We start from the raw sequence: 26697 nt of genomic DNA, 5'->3' as shown, positions 1-26697 counted from the left end.
TTTTTGAGTAACAGCTTGCCGGATATTCAAAGGCAGCTACTTTTGGCTGCAATCATTTTTTAGTCTAAACTACAGTTAATAACGTAAAGTGCGATCGTACCTTTTCATAGCACATTAGCCTACAACTAACAAAAAAGTCATTAATCATCAGCATTACCTAATGACCAATGACCAATGACTAATGACTAATGACCAATGACCAATGACTATCCAATCAAGAAAGTACCGTTACCGTTAGATTCTTGGAAAGTCAAACCCAAGGTTGCTCCTCCTTCAATCACGCCGAGCACATCTCCAAAACGTTGGATTGACAAATTGTTGCCAACCGGAGTCAGGCTGTAGCCGTCGCTTAAAGAATTTCCTTGCAGTTGGATAAAATCGCTTTGTATGTCGAAGTTGCGAATGGTAGCTTGACCGTTACCCAAATACAGCGGTGTCGGGGTGACATTCCCGGCTGTAGCAGGAACTCCGAGTACGAATGTATCAGCTCCCGGACTGCCAATCAGGACATCGAACTCATTGGTGCCAAAGCTTTCGTACTGCCGGTTGCGTTGGGGATCAATACCTACTTCCACTCCAATCAGTTCGGTATTCCCCACACCAACACCAGTGAGAATATCGTTGCTGCTGCTGCCAACAAAAGTTGCGTCGCGGCTTGGCTCGTTTTTCCCGAAATTGAAGTAGTGATCCCGACCAGTGTTTAAGGCTCCAGAGTTTACAAACGGCACAATGTCGGGGTTTTCTTTTAAGTATTCCGGTTCAAAAAATGAAGTTCCAAAACGGCCTTCTTTTGAGCCGAATTGAATGAAATGCTGGTATCCGGATTTGAAAGGTCCATTCGGGCCGATAAACGATCGCAGCTCTGAGTTATTTTTTAAATAAAAATCTTCGTTGTACTCAGGCGATACTTGGGTGCGGCGCTGTCCTTCATCGTAACCGAACTGGATAAAGTGATCGAGGCCACTCGCAAAAGGTGCGTTTGGATTGACTGTGCGGACAAAGGGTGCGAGGTCTGGATTTTTCTCAAGGTAAGTAGCTTCGTCAAAATAACGCGATACTTTAGTTAGGCCGGCGGCTTCACCAAATTTTTGAAAGTGTTCTAGTCCTGATTTGATGACTCCGGCGTCAATGGCTGGTTTGACCCAAGGATATGAGGCGAGGTAGAATTGTTCGTCGAAAATTGCGTAGTTAGCCATGTTATCCCCTTAAGGTTTTGATGAGTTTGAGAGTTTATAGCAATTAGCTTTCCATGAACTCGATCGCCGATCAGGAATTTACAGAAAAAAGACGTTATGAAATGGTTTTAAATTCCTGGTCAAATGTCAATCTTGATGACGCAGCAATTATCCCAAGGCTACATTCTGCTTTCAGAAATTAAGCCTTTTTCCCCTCAGTTAATTGCTCGATCGCCAGTTTGATCAATTCTACAAAACTTGGAACTTTTTTCAGGATTTCTTTCTCAATCGTTGGTTAATTTTTAATTATTTTTATCCAACTCCTTAACCATATACACATAAAAATACTTATGTCAAGTAAATCTTTGTAAATAAAATTTGGAGTATTTGCTCAAGGAATTTATAAAAAAATGTAACTAAAATTTGACCTAAATTTGTCGAATTGTGTCATGTGCAGGCTCAAATCGCCTAATGGCAAGCGTTTTCTGGTAAAAATGCTTATGGGATAAAAAAATTCCCGATTCCCGAAAACAGCATCTTAAAGGAGCCTAACCGGATGTTCACTCACGTCAAGCCCACCATTCGCCACGTCGTGCCGGAAAACTTGCAGGGGCGATCGCTCATGAAGGTGGTCTATGTCGTACTGGAACCGCAGTATCAAAGCGCCCTGTCGGCAGCGGTTCGATCGATAAACAAGAAAAATCCGAATTTGGCAATAGAAATCAGTGGCTACCTGATCGAGGAACTCCGCAGCCCGGAAAATTACGAGGCCTTCAAGCGGGATGTGGCGGATGCCAATGTATTTATTGCTTCTCTAATTTTCATCGAAGATTTGGCAGAAAAAGTGGTAGCGGCGGTGGAACCACTGCGCGACAGCTTGGATGTCGCCGTCGTCTTCCCGTCGATGCCAGGGGTGATGCGACTCAATAAAATGGGCAGTTTCTCGATGGCACAGTTGGGACAAAGCAAAAGTGCGATCGGCGAATTCATGAAAAAACGGAAGGAAAAATCCGGGAGTTCCTTCCAAGACGGAATGCTGAAACTGCTGCAAACTTTGCCGAAAGTGCTGAAATATTTGCCCATCGACAAAGCCCAAGATGCGCGCAACTTCATGCTGAGTTTCCAGTATTGGCTGGGCGGTTCCCAAGAAAACTTGGAAAACTTCTTGCTGATGCTGTCACATAAATATGTGTTCAAAGGCCAGGAACAGCTAACTTTCCAAGAGCCCGTTGTCTACCCGGATATGGGAATTTGGCATCCTTTGGCACCGTCGATGTTTGAGGATGTAAAAGGATATCTCACCTGGTACAACGCCCGCAAAGATATTTCGGCAGACCTCAAAGACCCCCTCGCGCCTTGCATCGGCTTGGTGTTGCAGCGGACTCACTTAGTCACGGGAGATGACGCGCACTACGTAGCAATGGTGCAGGAATTGGAGGCAATGGGGGCGCGGGTGGTGCCGATTTTTGCCGGCGGTTTGGACTTCTCGAAACCAGTCGAAACTTTTTTCTTGGAAGTTGGAACCAAAGGTGTTGCACCGCTGCCGATCGTTGATGCGGTGGTTTCTCTGACTGGTTTTGCGCTGGTGGGCGGCCCGGCAAAACAAGATCACCCGAAGGCGATCGAGACTTTGAAAAAATTAAATTGCCCTTACATGGTGGCTTTGCCGCTGGTTTTCCAAACGACGGAAGAGTGGGAAAATAGCGATTTAGGCTTGCACCCGATTCAAGTTGCTTTGCAAATTGCCATTCCCGAGTTGGATGGCGCGATCGAACCGATTATTTTGTCGGGAAGAGATGGCGCAACTGGCAAGGCGATCGCCCTACAAGACCGGATCGAAGCAATTTCCCAGCGCGCTATGAAGTGGGCAATGCTGCGCCGCAAACCAAAATTAGATAAAAAAGTTGCGATCACAGTTTTCAGTTTCCCGCCGGACAAAGGCAACGTCGGAACAGCCGCTTATTTGGACGTTTTCGGCTCGATTTACCAAGTATTGAAAGCCTTAAAAGGCAACGGTTACGACTTGCCAGAATTGCCGGATTCCGCCGAAAAACTGATGCAAGAAGTCATCCACGACGCAACAGCCCAATACCAAAGCCCCGAATTAAATGTTGCTTACCGGATGTCGGTAGCTGAATACGAAGAATTCACTCCTTACTCGGAACGTTTGCAAGAAAATTGGGGCCCGCCTCCGGGACATTTGAACAGCGACGGACAAAATTTGCTGATTTTCGGCAAACATTTTGGCAATGTGTTTATCGGAGTGCAACCTACTTTTGGATATGAAGGCGATCCGATGCGGTTGTTATTCTCTCGTTCTGCCAGCCCGCACCACGGTTTTGCTGCTTACTATACATATTTGGAGCGCATTTGGGGTGCGGATGCGGTGCTGCACTTTGGCACTCACGGTTCGCTAGAATTCATGCCCGGTAAGCAGATGGGAATGTCTGGGGATTGTTATCCCGACAGTTTGATCGGCAAAATTCCTAACCTCTATTATTACGCCGCCAATAATCCCAGCGAGGCAACAATTGCCAAGCGCCGCAGTTATGCTGAAACAATCAGCTATCTGACTCCTCCGGCTGAAAATGCTGGTTTGTACAAAGGTTTGCAGGAACTCAGCGAGTTAATTGCTTCTTATCAAACTTTGAAAGAGACTGGGCGCGGTGTGCCGATTGTTGATGCGATCGTCGAAAAATGCCGTTTGGTAAATTTGGACAAGGATATCGCCCTACCTCCGGAACAAGAAAGAGGGGTTGCTGCGGGAATGACTGCGGAGGAACGCGACAATTTAGTTGGCTTGGTTTACCGCAAGTTGATGGAGATTGAGTCGCGGTTGTTACCTTGCGGTTTGCACGTTATCGGTAAGCCGCCGACTGCTGAAGAGGCGATCGCAACTTTGGTAAATATCGCCAATTTAGACCGCGAAGAAGACGGGCTGATCAGCTTGCCGCGGATTATTGCTAACAGTCTCGGACGCGATATCGGCGAAATTTACAGCAACAGCGACAAAGGCATTTTAAGTGATGTCGAATTGCTGCAAAACATCACCTTGGCCTGTCGGGATGCCGTTGGCGCTTTGGTGAAGGAACAAACCGATGCTGAGGGTAGAGTTTCCCTTGTTTCTAAGTTGAATTTCTTCAACATGGGCAAGAAAACACCTTGGATTGAAGCCTTGCACGCTGCAGGTTACAAAAAAATCGATCCAGAACCGATTAAACCGCTGTTTGAGTATCTGGAATTCTGCTTGCAGCAAGTTTGTGCCGACAACGAATTAGGCGCTTTGTTGCGCGCGTTAGAAGGCGAGTATGTTCTGCCCGGCCCCGGTGGCGATCCGATTCGCAACCCGGATGTTTTGCCGACTGGCAAGAATATGCACGCTTTAGACCCGCAGTCAATCCCTACAACGGGGGCGGTTAAGTCTGCTAAGCTTGTAGTCGATCGGCTGTTAGAAAGACAGCGCGTTGATAACGGCGGAAATTACCCAGAGACGATCGCCGTTGTGTTGTGGGGAACCGACAACATCAAGACATACGGCGAATCCCTCGCCCAAGTAATGTGGATGGTGGGAGTGAAGCCAGTTCCCGACGCTTTGGGCCGAGTAAACAAACTCGAATTGCTCTCTTTAGAAGAGTTGGGACGCCCTCGGATCGACGTAGTAATTAACTGTTCCGGCGTATTCCGCGACTTGTTCATCAACCAAATGAATTTGTTAGATAAAGCCGTGAAAATGGCAGCGGAAGCCGACGAACCCTTAGAGATGAACTTCGTCCGCAAACACGCGCTGAAGCAAGCGGAAGAAATGGGAATCAACCTGCGACAAGCAGCAACCCGCGTATTTTCCAATGCTTCTGGTTCCTATTCATCTAACGTCAACTTGGCGGTGGAAAACAGCACTTGGGAAAGCGAAGCCGAGTTGCAGGAAATGTACTTAACTCGCAAATCCTTCGCCTTTTCTTCCGACAATCCCGGAACAATGGAACAAGACCGGAAGATTTTTGAATCATCCTTGAAAACTGCGGAAGTCACCTTCCAAAACTTGGATTCTGCGGAGATTTCCCTAACCGACGTGTCGCACTATTTCGACTCCGATCCGACTAAATTGATCGGCAGTTTGCGCGCAGATGGGAAGAAACCGACATCCTTTGTTGCTGATACCACCACAGCGAACGCGCAGGTGCGGACGCTATCAGAAACCGTGCGTTTAGATTCGCGGACTAAGCTGCTGAATCCGAAGTGGTACGAGGGGATGTTGTCGCACGGTTATGAAGGTGTGCGGGAAATTTCTAAGCGTCTGGTGAATACGACTGGATGGAGTGCGACTGCGGGCGCTGTGGATAATTGGGTGTATGAGGATGTCAACACTACGTTTATCCAAGATGAGGAAATGCAGAAGCGTTTGCTTAACTTAAATCCTCATTCATTCCGCAAGATTGTCAGCACTTTGCTTGAGGTGAATGGCCGGGGTTATTGGGAAACTTCGGAGAACAATTTGGATCGTCTGCGTGAGTTGTATCAGGAGGTGGAAGACCGGATTGAGGGAGTAGAATAAACATCCCAATTTCGGACAATCACCTTTAATCTGTAGGGACACAGCATTGCTGTGTCCTTACATTTTTGGGATGGTTTTGGGGTAAAGGTGGTGTTATCTTGGCGCGAAATTACCTCGCCCTCTTGACATTTATTTCGGTTTTCGATCGTTGTGTTGTTCGCGGTAAGCATCAATTATTTCTACAGTACACCCTGCAACCATTGACGCGAATGTCCCGACTATTACACTTTGTTGATAGTAAATCGTCACAACGCCTGCAAAGCAGATAACTGCTATCTTGACCAGTAAAACTTGGGTAGCAAAAAACTGACGGCGTTGAGAGTAGGGAACTCTGACACCATGAGAACGTTTAAGCTGTCGCATATGTTATAATCAGCGTGTGTTTTATTGAATGCAGGCACCAGGTTAGTTAGCGGTGCCTTTTTTCTGGGATCTCCACCGTTGCTTGTGCGCTGTAGCGTCTATCCTCAGAAAACCTTTTTTGCTCTGGTCATCCATCGTGAAACGAACTTATCGGCTTTCAACCAGAAGTAAGACAAAATTAAACCTAAACCTGTGAATAAGGTTATAAAAGATACTTTCCACGGTGGAATTCCTGCCTTGATTAACTGATAATGCTTCTCTTGCAAATCACCCAGCCACTCTTCATGAAGTTGTATGGGGAGGATATTCTCCAGCAATGTAATGAACTGGGTCTTCTTATCTTCCTCTGGAATGGCTAACCCTGTTCTGCTGTAAAGTATTAATAAAAATAGCCAAAGCAATAAGAAGGAGTAACTAAACAACAGATGGATGCCAAAGGGAACTTTGAGGAAAATAACGTCAATCAACAGAATGAATGTACCAGTAATAAAAATGGCAATTATCCCATTTTTTACAAGAATTCTCGCTCGTATATATTCGGTCTCCCGGCCGTTCTTCAGATACAAATGAGCGGTTATCAACCAAAAAAATCCCACTAAAAGTATGACACTGGCAGGAAAAAACAGAACAAGACCCCATATAGTTTTTGCTAGAGTAGGGTTAGAGAAAAGGCAGGCCATACCCAGCGCATCACCAATAATAATGAAGCAAATTATTGAGCTCATTATGATGGCGAATATAGGCAAAAGCAATTTTTTTATGTCTTGGTTTAACCACATTTTATACCCCTCCCCACGCTGGTTCCCATTCTGCCAAATCATCGAGGAATCGCTTTTTTTCTGCCAGAACTTTCACACCTAACCCTGTAATTCTGTAGTACCTCCGCCGTGCATTACCTCTTTCTTCCGGCTTGTCATCACCCCAGCGTGCTTCTAAATAGCCTTTCTCCTCTAGCTTGTGGAGGGTTGGGTACAGGGAACCAAAGCCGAGTTTAATTTTCCCGCCACTCGCCTCCTTCACTGCCTCAATAATCTCCAAGCCGTAACGTTCGCGCTGAAAGACTGATGTGAGTACAGCTTCTTCTTTTGGTGACAAATCAAAAATGCTATCTTGATTCTTTTTCATTATCTCCCATCACTTGATGTTCATCTCATATCTTAAGGTATATCAAACTATTTGATAGTGTCAAGGGGCTCTGAGAACGAGTTTCTGAAGCTAGCGTTGGCTTGTCCGATCGCTTCGATCGCCCAAAGTCAGGATCGGAGGCACATGAGTAGGAAGTGATCGCCCCAGAACTTTCCCCCGATCGAACTTTGGGGAGTATTCTCGAAGGGCGATCGCCTTTGTGCTATATTATAAGTAGATACGTTTTGTATATACAGCCTCATGCAGTTTGAATATGACTATCTCGCGCAAACAACTTGAAGAATTAGAGAATATTCCAGAATCTGCGATCGATACATCTGATATTTCTGAATTAGATGCGAGTTTTTGGTCACAAGCAAAACAGGTAAAACCACTGACCAAACAAGCTATTTCTTTAAGAGTTGATAGCGATGTATTAGATTGGTTTAAAAGCCAAGGAAAAGGCTATCAATCTCTAATGAATGCTGTGCTGCGATCTTATGTTGAATATCACATAAAGAACAATAAGGAAGTATGAAGTAATCATTGACTGGAGTGATGTTATCACCTACGCTTCAAGCTCAGCACGCTGAGAAAAAAGCTCGACAAAACCATCTGCAAACCGACAGTCAGGCAAGTGAGCGAGGGAATAACCAAACGCAGAGTTTTAGAAGGATCGAGAGAACCGAAAGCCGTTTCGCTCCAGATAGTTAATGACAAGAACGAGCCAACTATTCCGATTAATATCAGCGTGACTCCGACAATCAATCCTGTCTCTAGGGTCACATAGCGAAATATTTTGTTGAGTTTAGGGTCTGCGGGCAGGAATTTCTCGCTGATGGCGAAAATCTTGGTGAAAAAAGCGAAAGTTACTGCTTGAAAACCGATGATAATTGCGATCGCACCATACAGCAGCGTGTGTACATCAAAGCTGATACTCCCAATCTTTTGAGTACCGGGCAACAGCCAAATGCTAACAATTAGACCCCAAATCATCAGCGCAGTACCCGGATACAAAAACAGCCACCGAGGACTGTAAAGTAGCAAAAATCGGAGGTGCCGCCAGCCATCTCGCCAAGTTCGCAAGTGCGGCGGCCTGCTGCGGCCGTCGGGAGAAAGTACGGTTGGGATTTCAGTTATCCGCAGCTTGTATACAGAGGCCTTGACCACCATTTCGCTAGCAAATTCCATCCCCGTTGTTTGCAAGTCGAGTTTCAAAATTGAGTCTCTCCTAAAACCCCTGAGTCCGCAGTGAAAATCGCCGACTGGACTTGCAAAAAATAGCCGCCCAACCCACGTCAGCACCGGATTTCCTAAATATTTGTGCAGCGGCGGCATTGCACCCGGTTTGATGCCCCCTTGAAAGCGGTTTCCCATCACTAAGTCGAAACCTTCTCGCAATTTGTTGACAAAAAAGCCGAGGTTGGAAAAATTGTAGCTGTCGTCAGCATCGCCCATGATAATATAAACTCCGCGCGCTGCAATGATGCCTCCCATCAGGGCGCTGCCGTAGCCTTTGGCTGCTACGGGCACGACTCTTGCTCCCATTCTGGTAGCGATATCTTGAGAACCGTCAGTGCTGCCGTTGTCTGCTATGATGACCTCGCCTGCAATATCAAGTTCGCGCAGTGACCTCAGTGCTTTCTGTATGCAGATTTCTAAAGTTTCTGCTTCGTTCAGACAAGGCATGAGTATCGATAGTTCTAGAGTATATTCTCCGCTTGGGTTGGTCTGCTCTGCCATATATTTGTTCCACTCTCGATCGCGCTCAACCATACTTGATTTTCCCGTATCTCTGCTTAAAATATTAGTGGTGAATAAAACCTAACAAAACTTAATTAAATTTTTTCAGGTTTTTGGGAACGGCAATTTTTGATTGTACTATAGGTTAGTAAACTTATGAATAGAAGCGTTTTTTTGTTATTGCTTGCTGCAATATTGTGCGGCGTCGCAGGTCAATTTAGTCTGAAGGCAGGAGCTAAAATATTAGGGCCCATTGGTGCTGCTAATTTAATAGAAAAAATTATAGCAATGGCTACTCAGCCGTTGATAGTAGGTGGTCTTTCTTTGTATGCAATTTCTTCGATCGGGTTTATTGTAGTTTTGTCGCGGGCAAACCTTAGCATAGTCTCGCCCTTACTGTCAATTAGTTACCTGTTTACTGTTTTAGGTGGCAAACTTATATTTCACGAGCCTTTGCCGCCGCTGCGGTTGGTAGGCGTGGGGCTAATTATGACGGGAGTAATTTTTGTACTCAGAGGTCAAGCTGGGGGAGTAACTGGGGGCAACTAGCCATTTTTAAGATTGACGCTTGAGTGCGGAATTGATAACTTAGGTCAAAGGGTGTATTTGAGCCTTCTGTTATAAAATGATGCTGCTATATGTCTAATATTTCTGAGCCTGTGAATCCCAATCAATTATTGAGCGATCGCACCGCAGTTCTTGCTACCATGCACCAAAAAGAACGGGTGATGGCTCCCGTTTTGGAACGAGAATTGGGTGTAAATATCCTAGTACCTGCGGAGCTTTACACTGACACTTTTGGCACCTTCACCAGAGAAGTTAAACGCTTAGGAACACAAATAGAAGCTGCTCGCCATAAAGCACAAAAAGCCCTAGAAATTGCGGGCGAAACTCTTGCCTTTGCCAGCGAAGGTACTTTCGGCCCTCACCCAATGATGCCGTATATTGCAGCTAACAGAGAAATCGTACTTTTATTAGATCGAGCCAACAATCTAGAACTAATCGGCGAATCTTTGTCGGTAGAAACTAACTACAGTCACCAGTTAGTTTCCAGTATAGAAGAAGCAGATGATTTTGCTAAAAAAGCGGGATTTCCCGAGCACGCACAGGTGGTTATAGTTGGCGATGCTGCACTCGGTAACGGCGAAATTGTCAAGGGCATTAGGACAGAAAAACTATTTTTTGACGCGGTGACAGCAGGCTTAAAAAAATCGTCAATCGGCCGAGTTCACATCGAAACAGATATGCGGGCGATGTACAATCCAACTCGGATGAAAAACATCGAAAATGCCACTCTCGATTTAGTTAAAAAATTTAAGCAATTCTGCCCGGAGTGCGGTTGGCCGGGATTCGATATTGCTGAGACGAAAATCGGATTGCCCTGCGAACTTTGCTATTTTCCGACTCAGCTAGTGCGATCGGCAATCTATAAATGCAAAAACTGCGGTTATACTAAAGAAAAACTATTTCCAGACGGTCGAGAGACTGCCGATCCTTCCCTGTGTCAATATTGCAACCCTTAGAAAAATAATTGCACAAAAATAGTAAAGTTTGTAACAATATTATTGATAGTTCCCTAATTAAATTTACTAATGATAGCCGTAGAAACAGAACGCAACTGGAAACCCGTTATTAAAGAATTCGAGGCTGTAGTTGGCAAAAATGGGGTGGTGCAGCGCCGCGAAGAATTGATTGTCTACGAGTGCGACGGACTCGCCAGCTACCGCCAGCGGCCCGCCCTGGTGGTATTGCCTCGAACTACCGAGGAAGTGGCGCAAGTGGTCAAAATATGCGATCGCAACTCAATTCCCTGGGTGGCAAGAGGCGCAGGAACCGGCCTTTCCGGCGGCGCTTTGCCTGTAGAAAACTGCGTGCTGATTGTCACTGCCCTGATGCGAAAAATCCTCAAAGTAGACTTAGAAAATCAGCAAGTAGTCGTGCAACCGGGAGTAATTAATAACTGGGTAACGCAAGCAGTTAGCGGCGCCGGTTTCTACTACGCGCCAGATCCTTCCAGTCAAATTGTTTGTTCGATTGGCGGCAACGTTGCCGAAAATTCTGGCGGGGTTCACTGCCTCAAATACGGAGTCACAACGAATCACGTTTTAGGATTAAAATTGGTCCTTCCCGACGGTTCTATTGTCGATGTCGGTGGCGAAATTTCCGAAATGCCCGGTTACGATTTAACTGGTGTATTTGTCGGTTCTGAAGGCACTTTAGGAATTGCCACAGAAGTTACTTTGCGAATTCTCAAAGCGCCGGAATCGATTTGCGTTCTTCTAGCGGATTTTTCCAGTATAGAAGCAGCGGGCGAATCAGTTTCCGATATTATCAGCGCTGGTATTATTCCCGGCGGCATGGAAATTATGGACAACATCAGCATCAATGCTGTGGAAGATGTGGTGGCAACTGGATGTTATCCCCGCGATGCGGCGGCAATTCTCCTCATAGAAATCGACGGTTTAGAAGTGGAAGTGACCACAAACAAACAGCGAATTGCCGATATTTGCAAGCATAACGGAGCGCGAAATATCACCACAGCAAGCGACCCGGAAACGCGCCTAAAAATTTGGAAAGGGCGGAAAGCTGCTTTTGCGGCGGCGGGTCATTTGAGCCCTGATTATTATGTGCAAGACGGGGTAATTCCGCGAACGCAAATGGCTTATGTTTTGAAAGAAATTGAGGGTTTGAGCGAGAAATACGGTTATCGGATTGCTAATGTTTTTCACGCGGGAGACGGGAATTTACACCCGCTGATTCTGTACGATAACTCGGTAAAAGGTGCGCTGGAAAAGGTGGAAGAATTGGGCGGGGAAATTCTCAGGCTTTGCGTGAAAGTTGGGGGAAGTCTTTCGGGGGAACATGGCATCGGTGCTGACAAGAAGTGTTTTATGCCCGATATGTTTTCCGAGGTAGATTTGGAGACGATGCAGTGGGTACGTCAGGTGTTTAATCCGAAAGGTTTGGCGAATCCTGGGAAGATGTTTCCGACGCCGAAGACTTGCGGGGAAGCGGCGAGGGCTAAGGTTGAAACTTTTAAGAAGTTGGATGGTGTGGAGGTTTTTTAATTCGCTATTTATGCGAGTAATGTGAATCGAAAAGCACCCTAGGATTGTCTATACAATGGGGATGCCGAGCCTCGAAGTATGCGTTACCAGCCAGAGTCGGGGAACGAGAAAAAACGAGAAACATCGTTTTTTAGGAATGCGAGCTTCCGGCTCGCTTGCTTATAGAGCAAGTTGATAAGGCCCGCAATGGGGACGCCGTGCTAATGTGCGATCGGAATTTGGATAGTAAATTCTGTGCCCTTGCCCAATTCGGAAGTACAATATAGTTCGCCGTTGTGTCTTTCTACAATAATTTGGTAGCTAATTGACAAACCCATTCCCGTGCCTTTACCAATGGGTTTGGTAGTAAAAAATGTATCGAATATTTGCTGTTTGACTTCCTCAGTTATTCCCGGCCCGTTGTCGCCTATTTTAATTTCTACCAAATTGCCCACCACTTCCGTAGCAATCCTAATCTGGCTGGGATTTTCTGGCATTTGTTGACAATTTTGCCTACTGTTAGCATCTTCTAAAGCATCGATCGCATTGCTGAGAATATTCATAAAAACTTGATTGATTGGCCCCGCAAAACACTCAACAGGCGGTAATTCTCCGTATTGTTTTACAATTTGAATAGGCGGCTTTTCTCCGTTTCCTTTCAAACGGTGATTGAGAATTAACAGCGTGCTGTCAATACCTTCGTGGAGGTTAATGGGTTTCATCTGTGAATCGTCGTGCCGCGAAAAGTTCCGCAGCGACTGCACAATCTGGCAAATCCGCTCGACACCAACGCTCATGGAAGACAGTATTTTAGGTAAATCTTCAGCTAAAAAATCGAGTTCATTTTCTTCTCTTTCCTGTTGAATTTCCGCGACTGGATCAGGATAATGCTTTTGGTAAAGTTCGAGGTGGTCAAACAAGTCTTGAGTATAATTTGTGAGATGAGTGAGATTGCCATAAATGAAGCTGACTGGGTTGTTAATTTCGTGAGCCACGCCGGCAAGTAGCAATCCCAAACTAGACATTTTTTCGCTTTGAACTAATTGGGAATTAGTGGCTTTGAGTTGGTTAAGTGTGGCTGCTAGTTGAGCGGCTTGTTCTCTGCTTTGTGCTTCGGAAGTATGCAAGGCTTCTTCGGCTTGTTTGCGCTCAGTGATGTCTCTCTGTACGCCAATAAAATGAGTTAATTTGCCCATTCGATCGCGCACAGGAGATATTGAGAAACAATTCCAGAAAGCGGTTCCGTCTTTGCGGTAATTCTTTAATATTACTTTGCATTCGCTTTCTGTTTGCAAGGCTTGGCGAATTATTTCTACTGCCGCCGGATCGGTATCGCTTCCGTGCAAAAATCGACCGTTTTTCCCGATAATTTCTTGTCGCCCATAACCTGTCATGCTTTCAAATGCGGGATTGCAATAAATAATTGGATTTTCGGGTTCAGTGGCGTCAGAAATCGTAACTCCAGTGCTAGTAGCTGCTATAGCTCGATCGTACAACCAAAGCATTTCTTCTGCGCGCTTGCGATCGGTAATGTCCCGCAGCGTAGCTAAATAAGCCATTTCTCCGTCCCATTCCGTTTCCACGACCCGCATTTCTACTACAGCATTTGCTTGTTGCTTGCGAATAGCTTCAACTTCTGTTTGCACGACGCGAGTTCCTGCTGCTTCAGTTTTTCCAATTTGGGGAATAATATCCGTCGCCATCTCAAGGTCGCAAGCTGAAACTTCCACTACTAAATTGCCAAAAAATGCTTGCCCTAAAAGTTCCTCTGCCCTGCAGTTAAACAGCGCTTCTGCTGACTGGTTGGCAAAACAGACAAGTCCTTGCTTGTTAACGATTGCGATGCCGTCGGCATTTTTTTCTATCACATTCCGAAACCGAGATTCGCTAGCTTTCAAATCCTGCTGTAGCTGTTCCATTGCTCGCTCCATCTGTTGCATTTCGCACAGACTAAGACTATAAGCTTCGGAAATGTTGGCCTGGGCCCAATTCTCGGCTCTTTTTTTGGGCATCTCTTGGTAGTCTGTTCTATTGGTCATACTTTGAGCAGTTTTTTTATGGTTCCTGCTAATATTACTGAGCTTATTTTCTGGATCGGCTTCTTGAAAAAACATATTTCTACCCTACCCAATTATTTTTTACATTAAGGTATTGCGATCGCCCAATTTTGCGGGAAATTTAGGCAGATAGCAATTTACACCCGATGCTAGCACATTACTTTTAGAATTCATCATAAAACCTCGTTAAAATTCCTGAGTAATCGCGCTATAATTATCTATTAACTTTTATTAAGTAATTTCAACAACATTGACACTTACGTAGCGACATGAACTGTGCAAGCTGGATATGGGTTCAATCCCCCTGGCACTCACAAAATAACCAGTGCCACGCGCAAGCCCTAAATATTTAGAAGCTACTGGTCAGTATAAATTATTATATAATCTTGACAAAAAATATAGTTTAAAATGAGCGGACTCATCCTTAAACCGTCAAAAATAATCATAATTAGCCATTACCAAATCATCTTCCTGCAGGCAGATGTGATATAGAATATAACCTATCTATTTTTGCGATCGCAATTTCAAACCAATGGCACGTCTAGCACTTCTGAGCACATCCAATAAAACCGGGCTAATCGACTTAGCGCGCAGTCTAGTAGAAGAATTTGAATTTGACATAATTAGTAGTGGTGGGACAGCAACGGCTCTCAAAGAAGCAGGCATCCCAGTGACAAAAGTTGCGGAATATACTGGTTCTCCGGAAATTTTGGGAGGGCGAGTCAAAACACTTCACCCACGAATCCACGGAGGTATTTTAGCACGCCGCGATGTACCGGAAGACCTCGCAGATTTAACCGCAAATCAAATTCGGGCGATCGATCTAGTTGTAGTCAATTTGTATCCATTTGAAGAGACAATTTCTAAACCAGGAGTTACTCTAGCAGACGCAATCGAGCAGATAGATATCGGCGGGCCAGCAATGTTGAGGGCTTCCGCCAAAAACCATGCTCATTTGACAGTGTTGTGCGATCCCGACCAGTACAATACTTATTTAAAAGAACTGCGGGAACATGGCGGCGAAGCATCCTTAGAGTTTCGACAAAGATGTGCGCTAGAAACCTTCAAACATACAGCAAAATACGACAGCGCGATCGCAAATTATCTCAGCAGCAGCCAATCCGCTGAAAAATCTGCGCTACCAGACGAGTTTAATTTATCAGGAAAAGAGTTGCAAACTCTCCGCTACGGCGAAAATCCCCATCAAGCCGCCTCCTGGTATCAAAGCGGAACTACACCGACAGGCTGGACGACTAGCACCATTCTGCAAGGCAAAGAATTAAGCTACAATAATTTAGTAGATTTAGAAGCAGCAAGGCGGCTGATCGTAGAATTCCCGGACACACCCGCTGCCGCTATTCTGAAGCATACAAATCCTTGCGGCACAGCCTTGGGAACAACTATTTCTGAAGCGTATCAAAAAGCCTTCGACACCGATTCAGTCTCAGCTTTCGGCGGCATTGTAGCCCTCAATCGCCCCATTGATGCTGTTACCGCAACGGCCTTAACTCAAACATTTTTAGAATGTATCGTCGCGCCGGGGTGCGAACCAGAAGCCGAAGAAATTATCAAGAAAAAGGCGAAAGTGCGAGTATTAATTTTGCCAGATTTGACTCAAGGGCCGCCACAAACTGTTAAAGTAATTGCAGGGGGTTTGCTGGTGCAAGACTCAGATAATATAGTAGAAGAAACTAGCAAATGGCGGATTGTTACTGAGAAACAGCCGACTGCGGAAGAGTTGGAAGAATTGCTGTTTGCTTGGAAAGTAGCGAAACACGTCAAATCAAATGCGATCGTTGTGACGCGCGATCGCACTACAATCGGTGTCGGCGCCGGACAAATGAATCGCGTCGGCTCAGTTAAACTAGCATTGGAACAAGCAGGAGACAAAAGCAAAGGAGCGATTTTGGCTAGCGATGGTTTCTTCCCCTTCGACGATTCAGTCAAAACTGCGGCTGAGGCTGGAATAATTGCGATCGTCCAACCCGGCGGAAGTATGCGCGATCGAGATTCCATTGAAGCCGCCAACCAACTCGGAATCACAATGGTTTTCACTGATATTCGGCACTTTTTGCATTAGGAATAAGACCTAAAGCAATTTTCAATTGTGTACCATATTGTAGGGATACAATAGTGTTTATTGGTCTTAACTTAAGTCGGAAATTCTTTGTATCTCTGGTTTTACTCTAAATCTCGATCCCCCTCAATCCCCCTCCCGGGGGACTTTGAGAAAACTCCTGTCCCCCCCTTCTTAATGGGAATTTAGACACTCTTGTTCCTCCCTTTTTTAAGGGGGGTTAGGGGGGATCTGGAAGGCTATGACACCAATCAACACTGTTATGTCGTACCAAATTCCCAGTTGCGTCCTTCACAAATTATGAATTACACTCAACCGCAAATTAAACCCCAAGACGTAAAAGTCAAAATCCTGCTCACCGGGGGACATCAGTGTACCGTCATCCTCAAATCTGATACACCCTTATTGCACAGCCTGATCAAAACATTAGTCGATCGCACTCAACAAACACTCGGTTTTTCGACCTTATTTCAAATCCCCATAGACGACGGGCGTTCCGCCCTTTCTTTTCCCGGCGAACACCTAGTCGGATTAGTGACAGAACCCCCAATTTACTTGCAGGAACTGCAACCGCCGCAGCTTGCAACTCCCGTAGAAATTCCCGACACAGAAATTCCCGCCCCTGCGCCGCCTGTAAATGACGACTTAATATCTCGCTACGCCCAAATAGACAACTTTTTGACTCCCGCAGAAAAAAACAAACTCATCAAATATGTCTTAGCAAAAGAATCAGAATTTGTGAGTACCAGCACCTCAACCAATGCCGAAGATTACCGCCGTTCGATGGTACTCCACTCCTTCCCCGAATTTTCGGAACTGATGGTTAATCGCATCAAAGCAATTCTCCCCGACGTGCTGAAAAGTTTAAATATTCCGTCATTCCCCCTGGGTGAGATAGAAGCTCAGCTAACCATGCACAATGACAACAACTTTTATAAACTTCACAACGACAGTGGCTCGCCAGATACCGCCAGCCGATTTTTTACTTACGTTTACTATTTCTATCGAGAACCCAAGGCTTTTTCAGGTGGCGAGTTACAGATTTATGACAGCAAAATTGAGAACAATTTTTATGTGGCGGACAAAACATTCAGAACCGTTGAGCCTCGAAATAACAGCATCGTATTTTTTCTAAGTCGCTATATGCACGAAGTTTTGCGAGTTAGCTGTCCCTCGAAAGCTTTTGCTGATAGCCGCTTTACTATTAACGGCTGGGTACGCCAAGCAAATTGAGGTTAATTCATAGTCCTGGACGCACTAATTACCTAATTATGTCATTCTGAGTGCAGCGAAGAATCTCCAATTATTGCCACGCCGTTACAATGCGTAAGTCCCGATATCTGAGATTCTTCACTTCCCAAAGCTTAGGCTCAGAATGACCAAATTACGTTACTCAAGACTATTTCATTCTTACTCCAATGCTCCAGCATCTTTGAGCAATTTCACCACACTCGAATAACCTTTAAACTCAGCCAGCATTAAAGCTGTATAATTGCCAGGATTTTTGTGGTTTATTTCTGCACCAGCAGCGATTAAAATTTTTACTGCATCAGCATAGCCCCGATGTGCAGCCCACATTAAAGCGGTTGCGCCCGAATCATCCAGCAAGTTGACATCCGCAGCTTTTTCGACTAATAATTGGATGATCGCAATATAACCGCGATCGCACGCCTTCATTAAAGCCGTTTTCCCCAAATCCGCCGGGATATTCACATCCGCACCGCCGTCAAGCAAAGCCTTCACCGTATCGGTATGTCCGTGAAAAGCAGCCAGCGTCAAAGCCGTCTCCCCAAAGTTTTTAGCATTCAGAAAATCAGCCGGATTTGAGTTTACTTTTTGCAGCAAAGCCGATACGATCGCACTATGGCCGTGAACAGCAGCCACCAGTAAAGGCGTATCGCCCAAGCGATTTCTCGAACCAACACTAGCACCTCGGTTTAAGAGCAATTCCACTACATCTTCGCAGCCTTCAACCACGGCAAAATTCAAAGCAGTTTCATCATCTTTATCCTTAGCATTGATATCGGCGCCAGCATCGAGTAAGATATGGGCGATCGCCGCACTTCCGCCAGCAGCAGCGGCCATCAAAGCCGTGCCCCCATCTCCATTTTTCACATTCGCATTAGCACCCGCACTAAGCAAAGTTTGCACCACATCAGTATTGCCGGCATCCGCAGCCAAAGTTAAAGCAGTTTCGCCCTCTTTGTCGCGAATTTCGACATCAGCACCTGCAGCCAACAGCGCCTCGACAACAGCCAAATTTCCCGCCGTCGCAGCCAGCATCAAAGCAGTTTTGCTCTCTAGATTTTTAACATTAGCATCCGTCCCACAAGTGAGCAAAATTTTGACAATTTCAGCGCTTCCTTGGCGGACAGCTAAAAACAGCATAGAATTGTCAGCAACAGCACCCGCATCCACTAAAGCTTTGACAACAGCTAGATGACCCGATAAAGCAGCTATTTTCAAAGCCGAATCTCCATCTTTATCTCGCACATTTACATCAGCATTAGCCTCAAGTAACATCCGCACAACATTGATATCGCCCTTCAGAGAAGCCGCCATCAAAGCCGTACTTCCATCATCATTTTTAGCATTAACATCAGCACCTGCAGCCAGCAACAGCCGCACAGAGTCAGCCTGCTTGTGAGCCGCCGCCAGCATCAAAGCCGTCAAGCCAAAACGCCTCCTCACCTGGTTGACATTAGCGTCATTTTTTAGTAAAGTACGCACGATTTCTGTATAGCCCTTTTGGGCAGCAAACATCAAAGCCGTCGTCCCCTCAGAGTCTTTGGCGTTAGCGTTAACATTCTTAGCGAGTAAAGCTTGGACGTGAATAATGTTGCCAGTCTTGGCGGCTTGAATCAATACAGCGTCTTGTTTAGTGGCAGGCATAATAGTCTCTCATACCGTATATTTGTACCGTCGCACGAGACGGACTGACTGGTATGCTAAGTTTTATGAAGTATGTTTGCTAATCCTCAGAACACTATGAATCTCGAAATTCCTCAGTCAGTGAAAGTTTGGAGCCAATTCATCCACCCAATTTTAATGTGGGTACTGCTGGCCATCTCATTGTATGCTTTGTATCTCGGCATTCAAATCCGACGTACCAGAAGTGCGGAAGGCGAACTCAAAAAAGAGTTAATTAAGGGCAAATTCAACGTCAAGCACCACCAGATGGGTTCTTTGCTGTTAGCCTTGATGGTTACGGTTGCGATCGTCGGGATGGCTGTCACCTACATCAACAACGGCAAGCTATTCGTCGGCCCGCACTTGCTAGCAGGGTTGGGAATGATGGCAATAATTGCGATCGCAGCCTCGCTGACTCCTTTGATGCAAAAAGGCAATGATTGGGCTAGAAACACTCACATCTTTCTAAATGTTGTGCTCTTGGGGCTGTTTGGCTGGCAAGCGGTATCAGGCGTGGAAATCCTGCAAAGAATTATCAGCAAAATGTGAGGATTTGGGTAAGATTGCTAATTGCTAATTGCCTTGGGGCGATTAGTGATTAGCAATTAAATTGTGATTTTTTTTAGTGGTTTAAGAGCCAAGCTTTCCTTTGGATGATATAATATACTAAAGTTAAAATTAGCGAACAAATTATAAGATTAATTAGGGAGCTTTTTGAAATCAAAAGAAGGAAAACCATGCTAGAAAACCTGATCAAATATTTTGTCTACGCCACAAAAGGCTATATTACAAAAACGCAGTTAATCAAGTTTTTGTACTTAGCCGATCTTTATGCGGTCAAATGGACAGACAAGCAGCTTACTGATTTAGATTGGCGTTATTATTACTATGGGCCTTGGAATGAAGGCATAGACGCTGCTTTAAATCACATGAATGGCAAAGAGATTGTGCAAGAATCTCAGGGAGAGAGTATATTCATCAGACTTGGTGAGGGAGCTGGTAATGTGGATGATTTAAAGTTACCTTTAGGTCTGAAGCTCATGCTTGACAACATCAGGAGAGAATGGGCGGGTGCAGGAGAGGATAAACTGCATCAGTTACTAGAATATGTCTATAACACTGCTCCCATGCTTGAGGTTAGATATAGCCACCAACCAGAGGAACAGGTGAGACTTAATCTATACAAAGAAAGAGAAAAGTTAATGAGCGAATTGGAGTGAGCGAGTGGCTGGACAAAAACCGCGTCAAGGTTGGATTTATTTTATCAATCCCTATAGAGTATCTCTTCGTTGCAAACTCGGTCACGATCATATTTATGAGATAAATCAACCAGGGGAGATTGAGTGCAAGACAATTTCTTGCACTCAGGTTATTAATTCAAGTCGAGTTTTTCGGGGAGAGCATCCTTATATCGTTTGGACAAGTGACCAATTTCAAGATGAATCTAAATACATCCAAACTTTGACGCTGATTCCGTTGACTTCACAAGAAATCTATAAAGGTTTGCCAACTGTATATCCAATTAATTCTACAAGTACAAATGGTCTTTCTAAGAATTCCTTCGCTCTAGTGCATCAGATATGTACTGTTGATGCTAACTGTTTTAAAGATTCGCAAGGGGATTGGCTTAAGCGAGTTGGACAACTGGATAAAGCAGATAAGGAAGCTATAGAGGAACGTTTAAAGTATTTTTTTAATCTTGGGGATAATCCAAGTGAAGATTGGTTTATTAAAAATGCGTCTATAGAACTTTTGCAGAAAGTGTTTAATCTTCTACCGGATGAAACCACAAAAAGTATGGCTATAGAAAAACTGATCGACGATTTGCGATCGTAGTCAATGAGTAGTAATTGATGGTAGAGGTCAAGAAGGTTTTTGCAGTGGACTTGAGCACTCTCGCTCTATCCTGTTAACCTTCTCGATCGCCCAAACGGCATTTTAGCCACATCTAACAACAATTAAAAAAGGCGGCACCCAGATTTGAACTGGGGGTGGAGGTTTTGCAGACCTCTGCCTTACCACTTGGCTATGCCGCCGTTACGTCTGAAATTTGACGTTTTCTTATAGTACACCAAATCTCGAAAATTTTAACATACCTGTCAAAATTTTCGTGAAGCGCAGCTATCCCCAACGCGCGCGCGTTCCCCAAGGGTAGGGAATCGCCCTTTCCATATCCCCAAAACCCTTGTGGGAGGGTACTCTAGAACTATAGCAACGACCCGCAACACCAGCCATGACACCCGTTTCTCCCCTACTCGTCGCCCAAATCACCGACACTCACTTGTTTGCAGAGCTAGATCGAGAATGGAAAGGCCTCTCAACAACCCGCACCCTCCAAGCAGTTCTCGATCGCGTGCAACAGATACAGCCGCCGCCCGACTTACTCCTACTCACAGGCGACTTGTCCCAAGACGAAACACCAGAATCCTACCAGCGCCTCGTCTCCCTCATCGCCCCCCTCGGAATACCGGCCTACTGGATACCTGGGAACCACGACAACATCCCTGTCATGGCAGAAATCTTAAATCAACCGCCCCTTTCCCCAGAAAAATCATGGATGCTAGGAAACTGGCAATTTCTATTACTTTCGAGTGTCGAAGCCGGATGCGACGGCGGGCGGCTTTCCCCAGAAAGCTTGCATTGGCTGGACTCTCAATTGCAACAAACCGGCGATCGACCTGTTATCATTGCCTTGCACCATCATCCTTTGCCGATCGACTCTGAAATAATGGATGGAATGATGCTGCACAATGCCGATGAATTTTTAGCAATTGTCGATCGATATCCTCAAATCAAAATCGTTCTTTGTGGCCATATTCACCAAGAATTTCAACAACAGCGGGGCTCAGTTACCTACTTGGGGACACCCAGCACCTGCATCCAACTTTTACCGAAAAGTTATCCGATTATCCTTGACGAAATCCCCCCGGGATTTAGATTGCTTGAATTGGCGATCGACGGTACTTGGAACACCAGAGTTGAGCGAGTTGCTGCAAAGTCGCCACCAAATTAATATTTTTTACTCTGCCTAAAATAATTTTTATCAAATTTACATTCTGTTGTCAATACATCAACAGATAGATTTTTTTTAGCAGCCCCATCTTTTATGATATTTATTAACCATAGATTGCAGACATACGTAAACTAGCGAGCTACGAACATAAATGTCGATCGCAATTTAACAAAACAGAAAAAACTAAATTTATGTCTGAACTAAATGGCGTGATGATGCAGTATTTCCACTGGTACAGCCCCGACGACGGCAGCCTGTGGAATCAGCTAGCGAAATCAGCAAAAGATTTAGCCAAAATAGGCGTTACATCCCTGTGGTTGCCACCCGCCTATAAAGGAACTGGCGGCGGCATGGATGTAGGTTATGGCGTCTACGACTTATTCGATTTAGGCGAGTTCGACCAAAAAGGGTCGGTACGCACGAAATACGGGACAAAAGATGAGTATTTGGCCGCGATTAAAGCTGCACAAGATGCTGGAATTCGGATTTATGCCGATGTTGTCTTCAACCACAAATTAGGTGCCGATGCAGAAGAAGAATGCGAAGCTACACCCTTCAATCCCGACAACCGGAATGACACCGTAGGCGAATATCAAAAAATCAAAGCTTGGACCCATTTTACCTTCCCCGGACGCGACCAAAAATATTCCAGCATGGAGTGGCATTGGTGGCATTTTGACGCCATTGATTACAACGTTTACAACACAGAAACCCATGCCGTTTACTTGCTCAAAGGCAAAGAATTTGATCGAGGAGTAGACTTAGAAAAAGGCAACTTTGACTACCTGATGGGTTGCGATTTAGATATGGACAACCCAGAAGTCACCGGGGAATTAAAATACTGGGGTGAGTGGTATGTCGATACAACAAACGTTGACGGCTTTCGCTTCGATGCCGTCAAACACGTATCAGCAGAATTTTTCCAAGAATGGTTGGAACACGTCCGCCACTATGCCCAACGCGACCTATTTGCCGTCGGCGAATATTGGTCTTATGAAGTGGAAGCTTTGCACTCTTTCATCCAAGCAACGGACGGTAAAGTCTCCTTATTTGACGCGCCCCTCCACTACAACTTCCACGCTGCTAGCAAAGCCGGCAATAGCTACGACTTACGAACAATTTTTGATAACACCCTCGTCCAACAGCAACCCGCCCTCGCCGTTACCTTGGTTGACAACCATGATTCCCAACCCTTACAATCCCTAGAATCAGTTGTCGAGGCTTGGTTTAAACCCCTTGCCTACGCTTTAATTCTGCTGCGGCGCGAAGGATATCCGTGCATTTTTTACCCGGATTATTACGGCGCTAACTATAAGGATAAAGCAAATGATGGCAATGAATACGAGATTTGGTTAGACAAACATCAGTTTATTTTAGATAAATTCTTGTTAGCGCGCCAAACTTATTCCTACGGCAATCAGTACGATTACTTCGACCACGCCAATACCATTGGCTGGACGCGACTCGGAAATGAAGAACATCCGGGCGGGATGGCTGTGGTACTCAGCAACGGAGGCGATGGCACCAAGTTTATGGAAGTTGGACAGCCAAATCGAACTTATATTGATATCACCGAACACATTCAAGAACCAATCACAACAAATGACGATGGTTGGGGTGATTTTAGGTGTAACGCCGGTTCAGTTTCGGTATGGGTGCCGCAGCAGTAAGAACTGCGTTAAAATTGACGTACTCCTCTGCCTAAAGTAGGGTGTGCACTGCACACCTTACCGCTATAGTTAGTACCTTAAACCACTTTTAACTTTCAGGATTTTGATGATGGAAACTTTTTTGTAGTGAGGACTTTAGTCCTCTCTATAGTATTATTTTTATGCTATGCGATCGCCCAAAAAAATATTTATATAAAAAAATATGAAACTTTCAGAAAAAGTTGCAGTTATTACCGGCGGTGGGTCGGGAATTGGTCATGCAGCAGCAATTTTAATGGCCAAGGAAGGCGCAAAAGTTGCTATTATCGATCACATTTTGGAAACGGGGCAAGAAACCGTCCGCCAGTTGGTCAATGAAGGAGGCTGCGGGCTGGCTATTGCCGCAGATGTTGGAGATTCTCAGCAAATGCAAAAAGCGTTTCAAACAATTTTTGACGAATATCAAAGAATTGATATTTTGTTTGCAAATGCGGGTATTAACGGTGTATGGTCGCCGATAGAAGAGATAGAACCCGATGAGTGGGATCGGACAATTAACACCAACCTCAGAGGAACATTTTTGGCTGTTAAGTATGCTGTTCCTCATCTGAAAAAACAAGGAGGTTCAATTGTAATTACATCATCGATTAATGGCACCAGAAGTTTCAGGAAAGTTGGTGCCACGGCTTACGCTTGTTCAAAAGCTGCCCAAGTAGCCTTTGCAAAAATGCTGGCGCTAGAACTCGCAGCCTGCCAAATCAGAGTCAATGTGATCTGTCCGGGCGGGGTGCTGACTGCCATTGAGGAAAGCACTGTTAAGCGCCATCTCGATCGCATTCCAGTCGCCCCTGATTCCATTCAAGACATGATTCCTTTGACGGATAATACGGCGGGTTCTAGCGAAGAAGTCGCCCAATTAGTGTTATTTCTTGTATCACATTCCTCCAGCTTCATCACAGGTACTGAAGTCTGGATTGATGGGGGCGGTTCTTTGATTTAAAATCTCAATATATTATATCAATTACCGTTGCACCGGAATGATAGCAACTCTGGACACGTCACTGCCGTCTCCTGATAGTGTCTCATGACTAATCTCAAATCTGTTAGCATCGGCATTATTCCTATCTCTATTCTCGACCTCTGCGTGAATCAGTGTCAATCCCTTGTCATCTGCGGTGAAGAAGTTCTCTTTTTTTGACCCCAGATACAGGCAGATTAACACCGATTAACGCCGATGAATTAGATGGATTCCGGTTGCACCATCTGTGATTGTTGACTGTTGACTGGATTTTACTATTCCGATGCTACCGGAATTGATATAACTCTCCAGTTTTTTACAGCCGTTTGCAATGTCTGCGGCAGCCAGTTATCGTACTGAGGATAAACAGGCAAACGCTGCACGAGTTGCCATCCCGATGCTGCTAAAATTTCTGTTAAAGTTTGGTGTTGCAGGTGAGGATAATCAGGATTAACTTCATCCCGTGGTCCAATTCCTCCTAAATCTCTAGCACCTGCTTCTAAACAAGCAAGTAATATGTCTGGCTGTGCAACTAAATTGGGGGGAATTTGTAGCCTGATTTGGGATGGTAAAATGCTGCGGGCGATCGCAATTACTTCGGGCATTTTTGTAGCATCAAAAACTTCACCCTCCCAACTTTGCTGATTTCCCGGACTGTGTGGCTGGAGGATAACTTCTTGAATGTGATTGTAACGCGAATGAATGCGGGCGATCGCCTCTAATGTCTCCACCCAATCGGCCTCACTTTCCCCAATTCCCAGCAGCAAACCAGTTGTAAAGGGGATCTTCAATTCCCCAGCCCATTCTAACTGTTGCAGCCGCAGCGCCGGCACTTTACTCGGTGCGTGTCTGTGAACCGTTTGTAACAAATGTGGGGCAAGCTGTTCTAACATCAGCCCCATCGACACATTCACCTGTTTTAACTGTGCCATCTCCTCAAAGCTGAGCGGCCCCACATTAGTATGTGGCAAAAATCCCAGATCTAGTGCCAGTTCGCACAAATCGTAAATCCGCTGCAACCAAGCTTTTCGCCGTTGACTGTGAGGGTGTACCTCGCCACTGAGGATGAGAATTTCAATTACACCTTGAGTTTGCAGCAGCAAAAGCTGTTTTTCGGCTTCTGGTAGTGACAGCCAAGGACTTTGCAGGGGTTCGGCCCGAAAATTGCAATAGGTGCAGCGGTTATAACACTCGTAAGTGGGAACCAGAGTATAAGCAGGGCTGTAGGTGACGTTGCGGGACATTCCTTGGGACTTTTATCGATCGGACTTACGCAACAACATATATCTGTGCATTGCGAGTTTTGCGGTTGACGATCGCAACCCTTCATCTATCTTAACACTGACGCCAGTCCGGAATCTCCTTGCCCAGGTAGATTATGAGTATTCTTCATTGGTGGGCGATCGTCCACCAATTCCCTATTCTGCTTTTCAAATCCTTATATAGCAAGTCTTATAGCCTTTAACAACCCTAATTCATGACACCTATAAGAAAAACTGTGCTTAGAAGGCCTTTACAAACAGAAATAAAAGCTTTATGTTTATTTACATGGCGGAACACAAAGCCGTCACGAACATTGAAAACCAAATAAAGCAATCATAAACAAATGACAACAACCTTACAGCAGCGCGAAAGCGCCAATGTCTGGGAACGCTTCTGCGAGTGGGTCACAAGCACCGACAACCGTATTTACATCGGTTGGTTCGGCGTCCTGATGATTCCTACCCTCCTAAGCGCCACCATCTGCTACATCATCGCCTTCATCGCAGCCCCTCCAGTGGACATCGACGGCATCCGCGAACCAGTAGCAGGTTCCTTGATGTACGGCAACAACATCATCACAGGTGCAGTTGTTCCCTCATCCAACGCCATCGGCTTACACTTCTACCCAATCTGGGAAGCAGCTTCCCTCGATGAGTGGTTGTACAACGGCGGCCCCTACCAATTGGTAGTATTTCACTTCCTGAT

21 protein-coding genes, 1 tRNA gene and 1 pseudogene are annotated in these 26697 nt (G+C 45.3%); 14 read left to right on the top strand and 9 right to left on the bottom strand.

The window, feature by feature from the left end; translation table 11 throughout:
• Positions 1 to 206: 206 nt before the first annotated feature.
• Positions 207 to 1196 (bottom strand): calcium-binding protein, encoded by a 990-nt coding sequence (locus tag QT996_RS24245; RefSeq protein WP_333049650.1) that lies wholly within the window; start codon positions 1194 to 1196, stop codon positions 207 to 209.
• Positions 1197 to 1731: 535 nt separating this feature from the next.
• On the opposite strand from QT996_RS24245, the gene QT996_RS24240 reads away from it, so the two are divergent.
• Entirely contained in the window at positions 1732 to 5727 is a 3996-nt protein-coding gene (locus QT996_RS24240) for a magnesium chelatase subunit H (protein ID WP_333049649.1), read from the top strand.
• A gap of 129 nt (positions 5728 to 5856) precedes the next feature.
• Here the strand turns inward: QT996_RS24240 and QT996_RS24235 are convergent, their stop codons facing one another.
• The 3 genes from QT996_RS24235 to QT996_RS24225 form a co-directional block, all read right to left on the bottom strand.
• Positions 5857 to 6090, bottom strand: coding sequence for a hypothetical protein (locus QT996_RS24235; RefSeq protein WP_333049648.1), 234 nt, complete (start codon positions 6088 to 6090; stop codon positions 5857 to 5859).
• Between the two features lie 104 nt (positions 6091 to 6194).
• On the bottom strand, positions 6195 to 6869 hold the full coding sequence (locus QT996_RS24230) for a hypothetical protein (RefSeq protein ID WP_333049646.1): 675 nt from the start codon (positions 6867 to 6869) through the stop codon (positions 6195 to 6197).
• 1 nt (position 6870) lies between these two features.
• Positions 6871 to 7215 carry a PadR family transcriptional regulator gene (locus QT996_RS24225; RefSeq protein ID WP_333049644.1) on the bottom strand — a complete coding sequence of 115 codons (345 nt, stop codon included), beginning with the start codon at positions 7213 to 7215 and terminating at the stop codon, positions 6871 to 6873.
• Positions 7216 to 7489: 274 nt separating this feature from the next.
• Between QT996_RS24225 and QT996_RS24220 the strand changes: the two genes are divergently transcribed.
• On the top strand, positions 7490 to 7753 hold the full coding sequence (locus tag QT996_RS24220) for a BrnA antitoxin family protein (protein ID WP_333049642.1): 264 nt from the start codon (positions 7490 to 7492) through the stop codon (positions 7751 to 7753).
• Positions 7754 to 7779: 26 nt separating this feature from the next.
• Here QT996_RS24220 and QT996_RS24215 read toward each other — a convergent pair whose 3' ends face one another.
• Positions 7780 to 8991 (bottom strand): glycosyltransferase family 2 protein, encoded by a 1212-nt coding sequence (locus QT996_RS24215; RefSeq protein ID WP_333049641.1) that lies wholly within the window; start codon positions 8989 to 8991, stop codon positions 7780 to 7782.
• Between the two features lie 123 nt (positions 8992 to 9114).
• Between QT996_RS24215 and QT996_RS24210 the strand changes: the two genes are divergently transcribed.
• The 3 genes from QT996_RS24210 (at position 9115) to glcD (ending at position 12026) form a co-directional block, all read left to right on the top strand.
• Entirely contained in the window at positions 9115 to 9507 is a 393-nt protein-coding gene (locus QT996_RS24210; protein ID WP_333049640.1) for a transporter, read from the top strand.
• An 89-nt stretch (positions 9508 to 9596) separates the two neighbouring features.
• The gene (locus QT996_RS24205) at positions 9597 to 10481 is read left to right on the top strand and encodes a DUF6671 family protein (protein ID WP_333049638.1); all 885 of its coding nucleotides are present in this window, start codon (positions 9597 to 9599) and stop codon (positions 10479 to 10481) included.
• A 69-nt stretch (positions 10482 to 10550) separates the two neighbouring features.
• Positions 10551 to 12026: a glycolate oxidase subunit GlcD gene (gene glcD, locus QT996_RS24200; protein WP_333049636.1), complete on the top strand. Its 1476-nt coding sequence runs from the start codon at positions 10551 to 10553 to the stop codon at positions 12024 to 12026.
• Positions 12027 to 12226: 200 nt separating this feature from the next.
• Here the strand turns inward: glcD and QT996_RS24195 are convergent, their stop codons facing one another.
• Positions 12227 to 14044: a PAS domain S-box protein gene (locus tag QT996_RS24195; protein WP_333049635.1), complete on the bottom strand. Its 1818-nt coding sequence runs from the start codon at positions 14042 to 14044 to the stop codon at positions 12227 to 12229.
• A gap of 550 nt (positions 14045 to 14594) precedes the next feature.
• Here QT996_RS24195 and purH point away from each other — a divergent pair.
• Together purH and QT996_RS24185 are read left to right on the top strand one after the other, a co-directional pair.
• The gene (purH, locus tag QT996_RS24190; RefSeq protein ID WP_333049634.1) at positions 14595 to 16142 is read left to right on the top strand and encodes a bifunctional phosphoribosylaminoimidazolecarboxamide formyltransferase/IMP cyclohydrolase; all 1548 of its coding nucleotides are present in this window, start codon (positions 14595 to 14597) and stop codon (positions 16140 to 16142) included.
• A 297-nt stretch (positions 16143 to 16439) separates the two neighbouring features.
• Positions 16440 to 17372 (top strand): 2OG-Fe(II) oxygenase, encoded by a 933-nt coding sequence (locus QT996_RS24185; protein ID WP_333049633.1) that lies wholly within the window; start codon positions 16440 to 16442, stop codon positions 17370 to 17372.
• A gap of 177 nt (positions 17373 to 17549) precedes the next feature.
• On the opposite strand, the gene QT996_RS24180 is transcribed toward QT996_RS24185, so the two are convergent.
• Complete coding sequence (locus tag QT996_RS24180; protein ID WP_333049631.1) at positions 17550 to 19031, bottom strand: ankyrin repeat domain-containing protein; 1482 nt, start codon at positions 19029 to 19031, stop codon at positions 17550 to 17552.
• A 96-nt stretch (positions 19032 to 19127) separates the two neighbouring features.
• Between QT996_RS24180 and QT996_RS24175 the strand changes: the two genes are divergently transcribed.
• The 3 genes from QT996_RS24175 (at position 19128) to QT996_RS24165 (ending at position 20885) form a co-directional block, all read left to right on the top strand.
• The gene (locus QT996_RS24175; RefSeq protein WP_333049629.1) at positions 19128 to 19598 is read left to right on the top strand and encodes a DUF4079 domain-containing protein; all 471 of its coding nucleotides are present in this window, start codon (positions 19128 to 19130) and stop codon (positions 19596 to 19598) included.
• Between the two features lie 188 nt (positions 19599 to 19786).
• Positions 19787 to 20269 carry a type II toxin-antitoxin system antitoxin SocA domain-containing protein gene (locus QT996_RS24170; protein ID WP_333049627.1) on the top strand — a complete coding sequence of 161 codons (483 nt, stop codon included), beginning with the start codon at positions 19787 to 19789 and terminating at the stop codon, positions 20267 to 20269.
• Positions 20270 to 20273: 4 nt separating this feature from the next.
• The gene (locus tag QT996_RS24165; protein WP_333049626.1) at positions 20274 to 20885 is read left to right on the top strand and encodes a type II toxin-antitoxin system PemK/MazF family toxin; all 612 of its coding nucleotides are present in this window, start codon (positions 20274 to 20276) and stop codon (positions 20883 to 20885) included.
• A gap of 129 nt (positions 20886 to 21014) precedes the next feature.
• On the opposite strand, the gene QT996_RS24160 is transcribed toward QT996_RS24165, so the two are convergent.
• Positions 21015 to 21085: transfer RNA gene (locus QT996_RS24160), tRNA-Cys, on the bottom strand.
• A 197-nt stretch (positions 21086 to 21282) separates the two neighbouring features.
• Here QT996_RS24160 and cpdA point away from each other — a divergent pair.
• From cpdA to QT996_RS24145, 3 genes are all read left to right on the top strand, one after another.
• On the top strand, positions 21283 to 22062 hold the full coding sequence (gene cpdA / locus QT996_RS24155) for a 3',5'-cyclic-AMP phosphodiesterase (RefSeq protein ID WP_333049624.1): 780 nt from the start codon (positions 21283 to 21285) through the stop codon (positions 22060 to 22062).
• A 191-nt stretch (positions 22063 to 22253) separates the two neighbouring features.
• Positions 22254 to 23732 (top strand): alpha-amylase, encoded by a 1479-nt coding sequence (locus QT996_RS24150; RefSeq protein ID WP_333049623.1) that lies wholly within the window; start codon positions 22254 to 22256, stop codon positions 23730 to 23732.
• A gap of 202 nt (positions 23733 to 23934) precedes the next feature.
• Positions 23935 to 24711, top strand: coding sequence for an SDR family NAD(P)-dependent oxidoreductase (locus QT996_RS24145; RefSeq protein WP_333049622.1), 777 nt, complete (start codon positions 23935 to 23937; stop codon positions 24709 to 24711).
• Between the two features lie 293 nt (positions 24712 to 25004).
• Here the strand turns inward: QT996_RS24145 and cofG are convergent, their stop codons facing one another.
• A complete protein-coding gene (gene cofG / locus QT996_RS24140) occupies positions 25005 to 25973 on the bottom strand; it encodes a 7,8-didemethyl-8-hydroxy-5-deazariboflavin synthase subunit CofG (RefSeq protein ID WP_333049621.1) in 969 nt (322 codons plus the stop codon).
• A gap of 362 nt (positions 25974 to 26335) precedes the next feature.
• Between cofG and QT996_RS24135 the strand changes: the two are divergent.
• Positions 26336 to 26697, top strand: a pseudogene (locus QT996_RS24135) (photosystem II q(b) protein); the annotation flags it as partial.

Origin of the sequence: Microcoleus sp. S13C4 (genome assembly GCF_036700865.1) — a bacterium.
Lineage (GTDB): Bacteria > Cyanobacteriota > Cyanobacteriia > Cyanobacteriales > Microcoleaceae > Microcoleus.
The sequence above is the reverse complement of the archived record's forward strand: the minus strand, read 5'-3'. Positions and strand labels throughout refer to the sequence as shown.

What these genes read in the sequence shown, in the direction of transcription:
- QT996_RS24245 (WP_333049650.1), bottom strand. Translation starts at nt 1,196, where the DNA reads ATGGCTAACTACGCAATTTTCGACGAACAATTCTACCTCGCCTCATAT.
- QT996_RS24240 (WP_333049649.1), top strand. Translation starts at nt 1,732, where the DNA reads ATGTTCACTCACGTCAAGCCCACCATTCGCCACGTCGTGCCGGAAAAC.
- QT996_RS24235 (WP_333049648.1), bottom strand. Translation starts at nt 6,090, where the DNA reads ATGCGACAGCTTAAACGTTCTCATGGTGTCAGAGTTCCCTACTCTCAA.
- QT996_RS24230 (WP_333049646.1), bottom strand. Translation starts at nt 6,869, where the DNA reads ATGTGGTTAAACCAAGACATAAAAAAATTGCTTTTGCCTATATTCGCC.
- QT996_RS24225 (WP_333049644.1), bottom strand. Translation starts at nt 7,215, where the DNA reads ATGAAAAAGAATCAAGATAGCATTTTTGATTTGTCACCAAAAGAAGAA.
- QT996_RS24220 (WP_333049642.1), top strand. Translation starts at nt 7,490, where the DNA reads ATGACTATCTCGCGCAAACAACTTGAAGAATTAGAGAATATTCCAGAA.
- QT996_RS24215 (WP_333049641.1), bottom strand. Translation starts at nt 8,991, where the DNA reads ATGGTTGAGCGCGATCGAGAGTGGAACAAATATATGGCAGAGCAGACC.
- QT996_RS24210 (WP_333049640.1), top strand. Translation starts at nt 9,115, where the DNA reads ATGAATAGAAGCGTTTTTTTGTTATTGCTTGCTGCAATATTGTGCGGC.
- QT996_RS24205 (WP_333049638.1), top strand. Translation starts at nt 9,597, where the DNA reads ATGTCTAATATTTCTGAGCCTGTGAATCCCAATCAATTATTGAGCGAT.
- glcD (WP_333049636.1), top strand. Translation starts at nt 10,551, where the DNA reads ATGATAGCCGTAGAAACAGAACGCAACTGGAAACCCGTTATTAAAGAA.
- QT996_RS24195 (WP_333049635.1), bottom strand. Translation starts at nt 14,044, where the DNA reads ATGACCAATAGAACAGACTACCAAGAGATGCCCAAAAAAAGAGCCGAG.
- purH (WP_333049634.1), top strand. Translation starts at nt 14,595, where the DNA reads ATGGCACGTCTAGCACTTCTGAGCACATCCAATAAAACCGGGCTAATC.
- QT996_RS24185 (WP_333049633.1), top strand. Translation starts at nt 16,440, where the DNA reads ATGAATTACACTCAACCGCAAATTAAACCCCAAGACGTAAAAGTCAAA.
- QT996_RS24180 (WP_333049631.1), bottom strand. Translation starts at nt 19,031, where the DNA reads ATGCCTGCCACTAAACAAGACGCTGTATTGATTCAAGCCGCCAAGACT.
- QT996_RS24175 (WP_333049629.1), top strand. Translation starts at nt 19,128, where the DNA reads ATGAATCTCGAAATTCCTCAGTCAGTGAAAGTTTGGAGCCAATTCATC.
- QT996_RS24170 (WP_333049627.1), top strand. Translation starts at nt 19,787, where the DNA reads ATGCTAGAAAACCTGATCAAATATTTTGTCTACGCCACAAAAGGCTAT.
- cpdA (WP_333049624.1), top strand. Translation starts at nt 21,283, where the DNA reads ATGACACCCGTTTCTCCCCTACTCGTCGCCCAAATCACCGACACTCAC.
- QT996_RS24150 (WP_333049623.1), top strand. Translation starts at nt 22,254, where the DNA reads ATGTCTGAACTAAATGGCGTGATGATGCAGTATTTCCACTGGTACAGC.
- QT996_RS24145 (WP_333049622.1), top strand. Translation starts at nt 23,935, where the DNA reads ATGAAACTTTCAGAAAAAGTTGCAGTTATTACCGGCGGTGGGTCGGGA.
- cofG (WP_333049621.1), bottom strand. Translation starts at nt 25,973, where the DNA reads ATGTCCCGCAACGTCACCTACAGCCCTGCTTATACTCTGGTTCCCACT.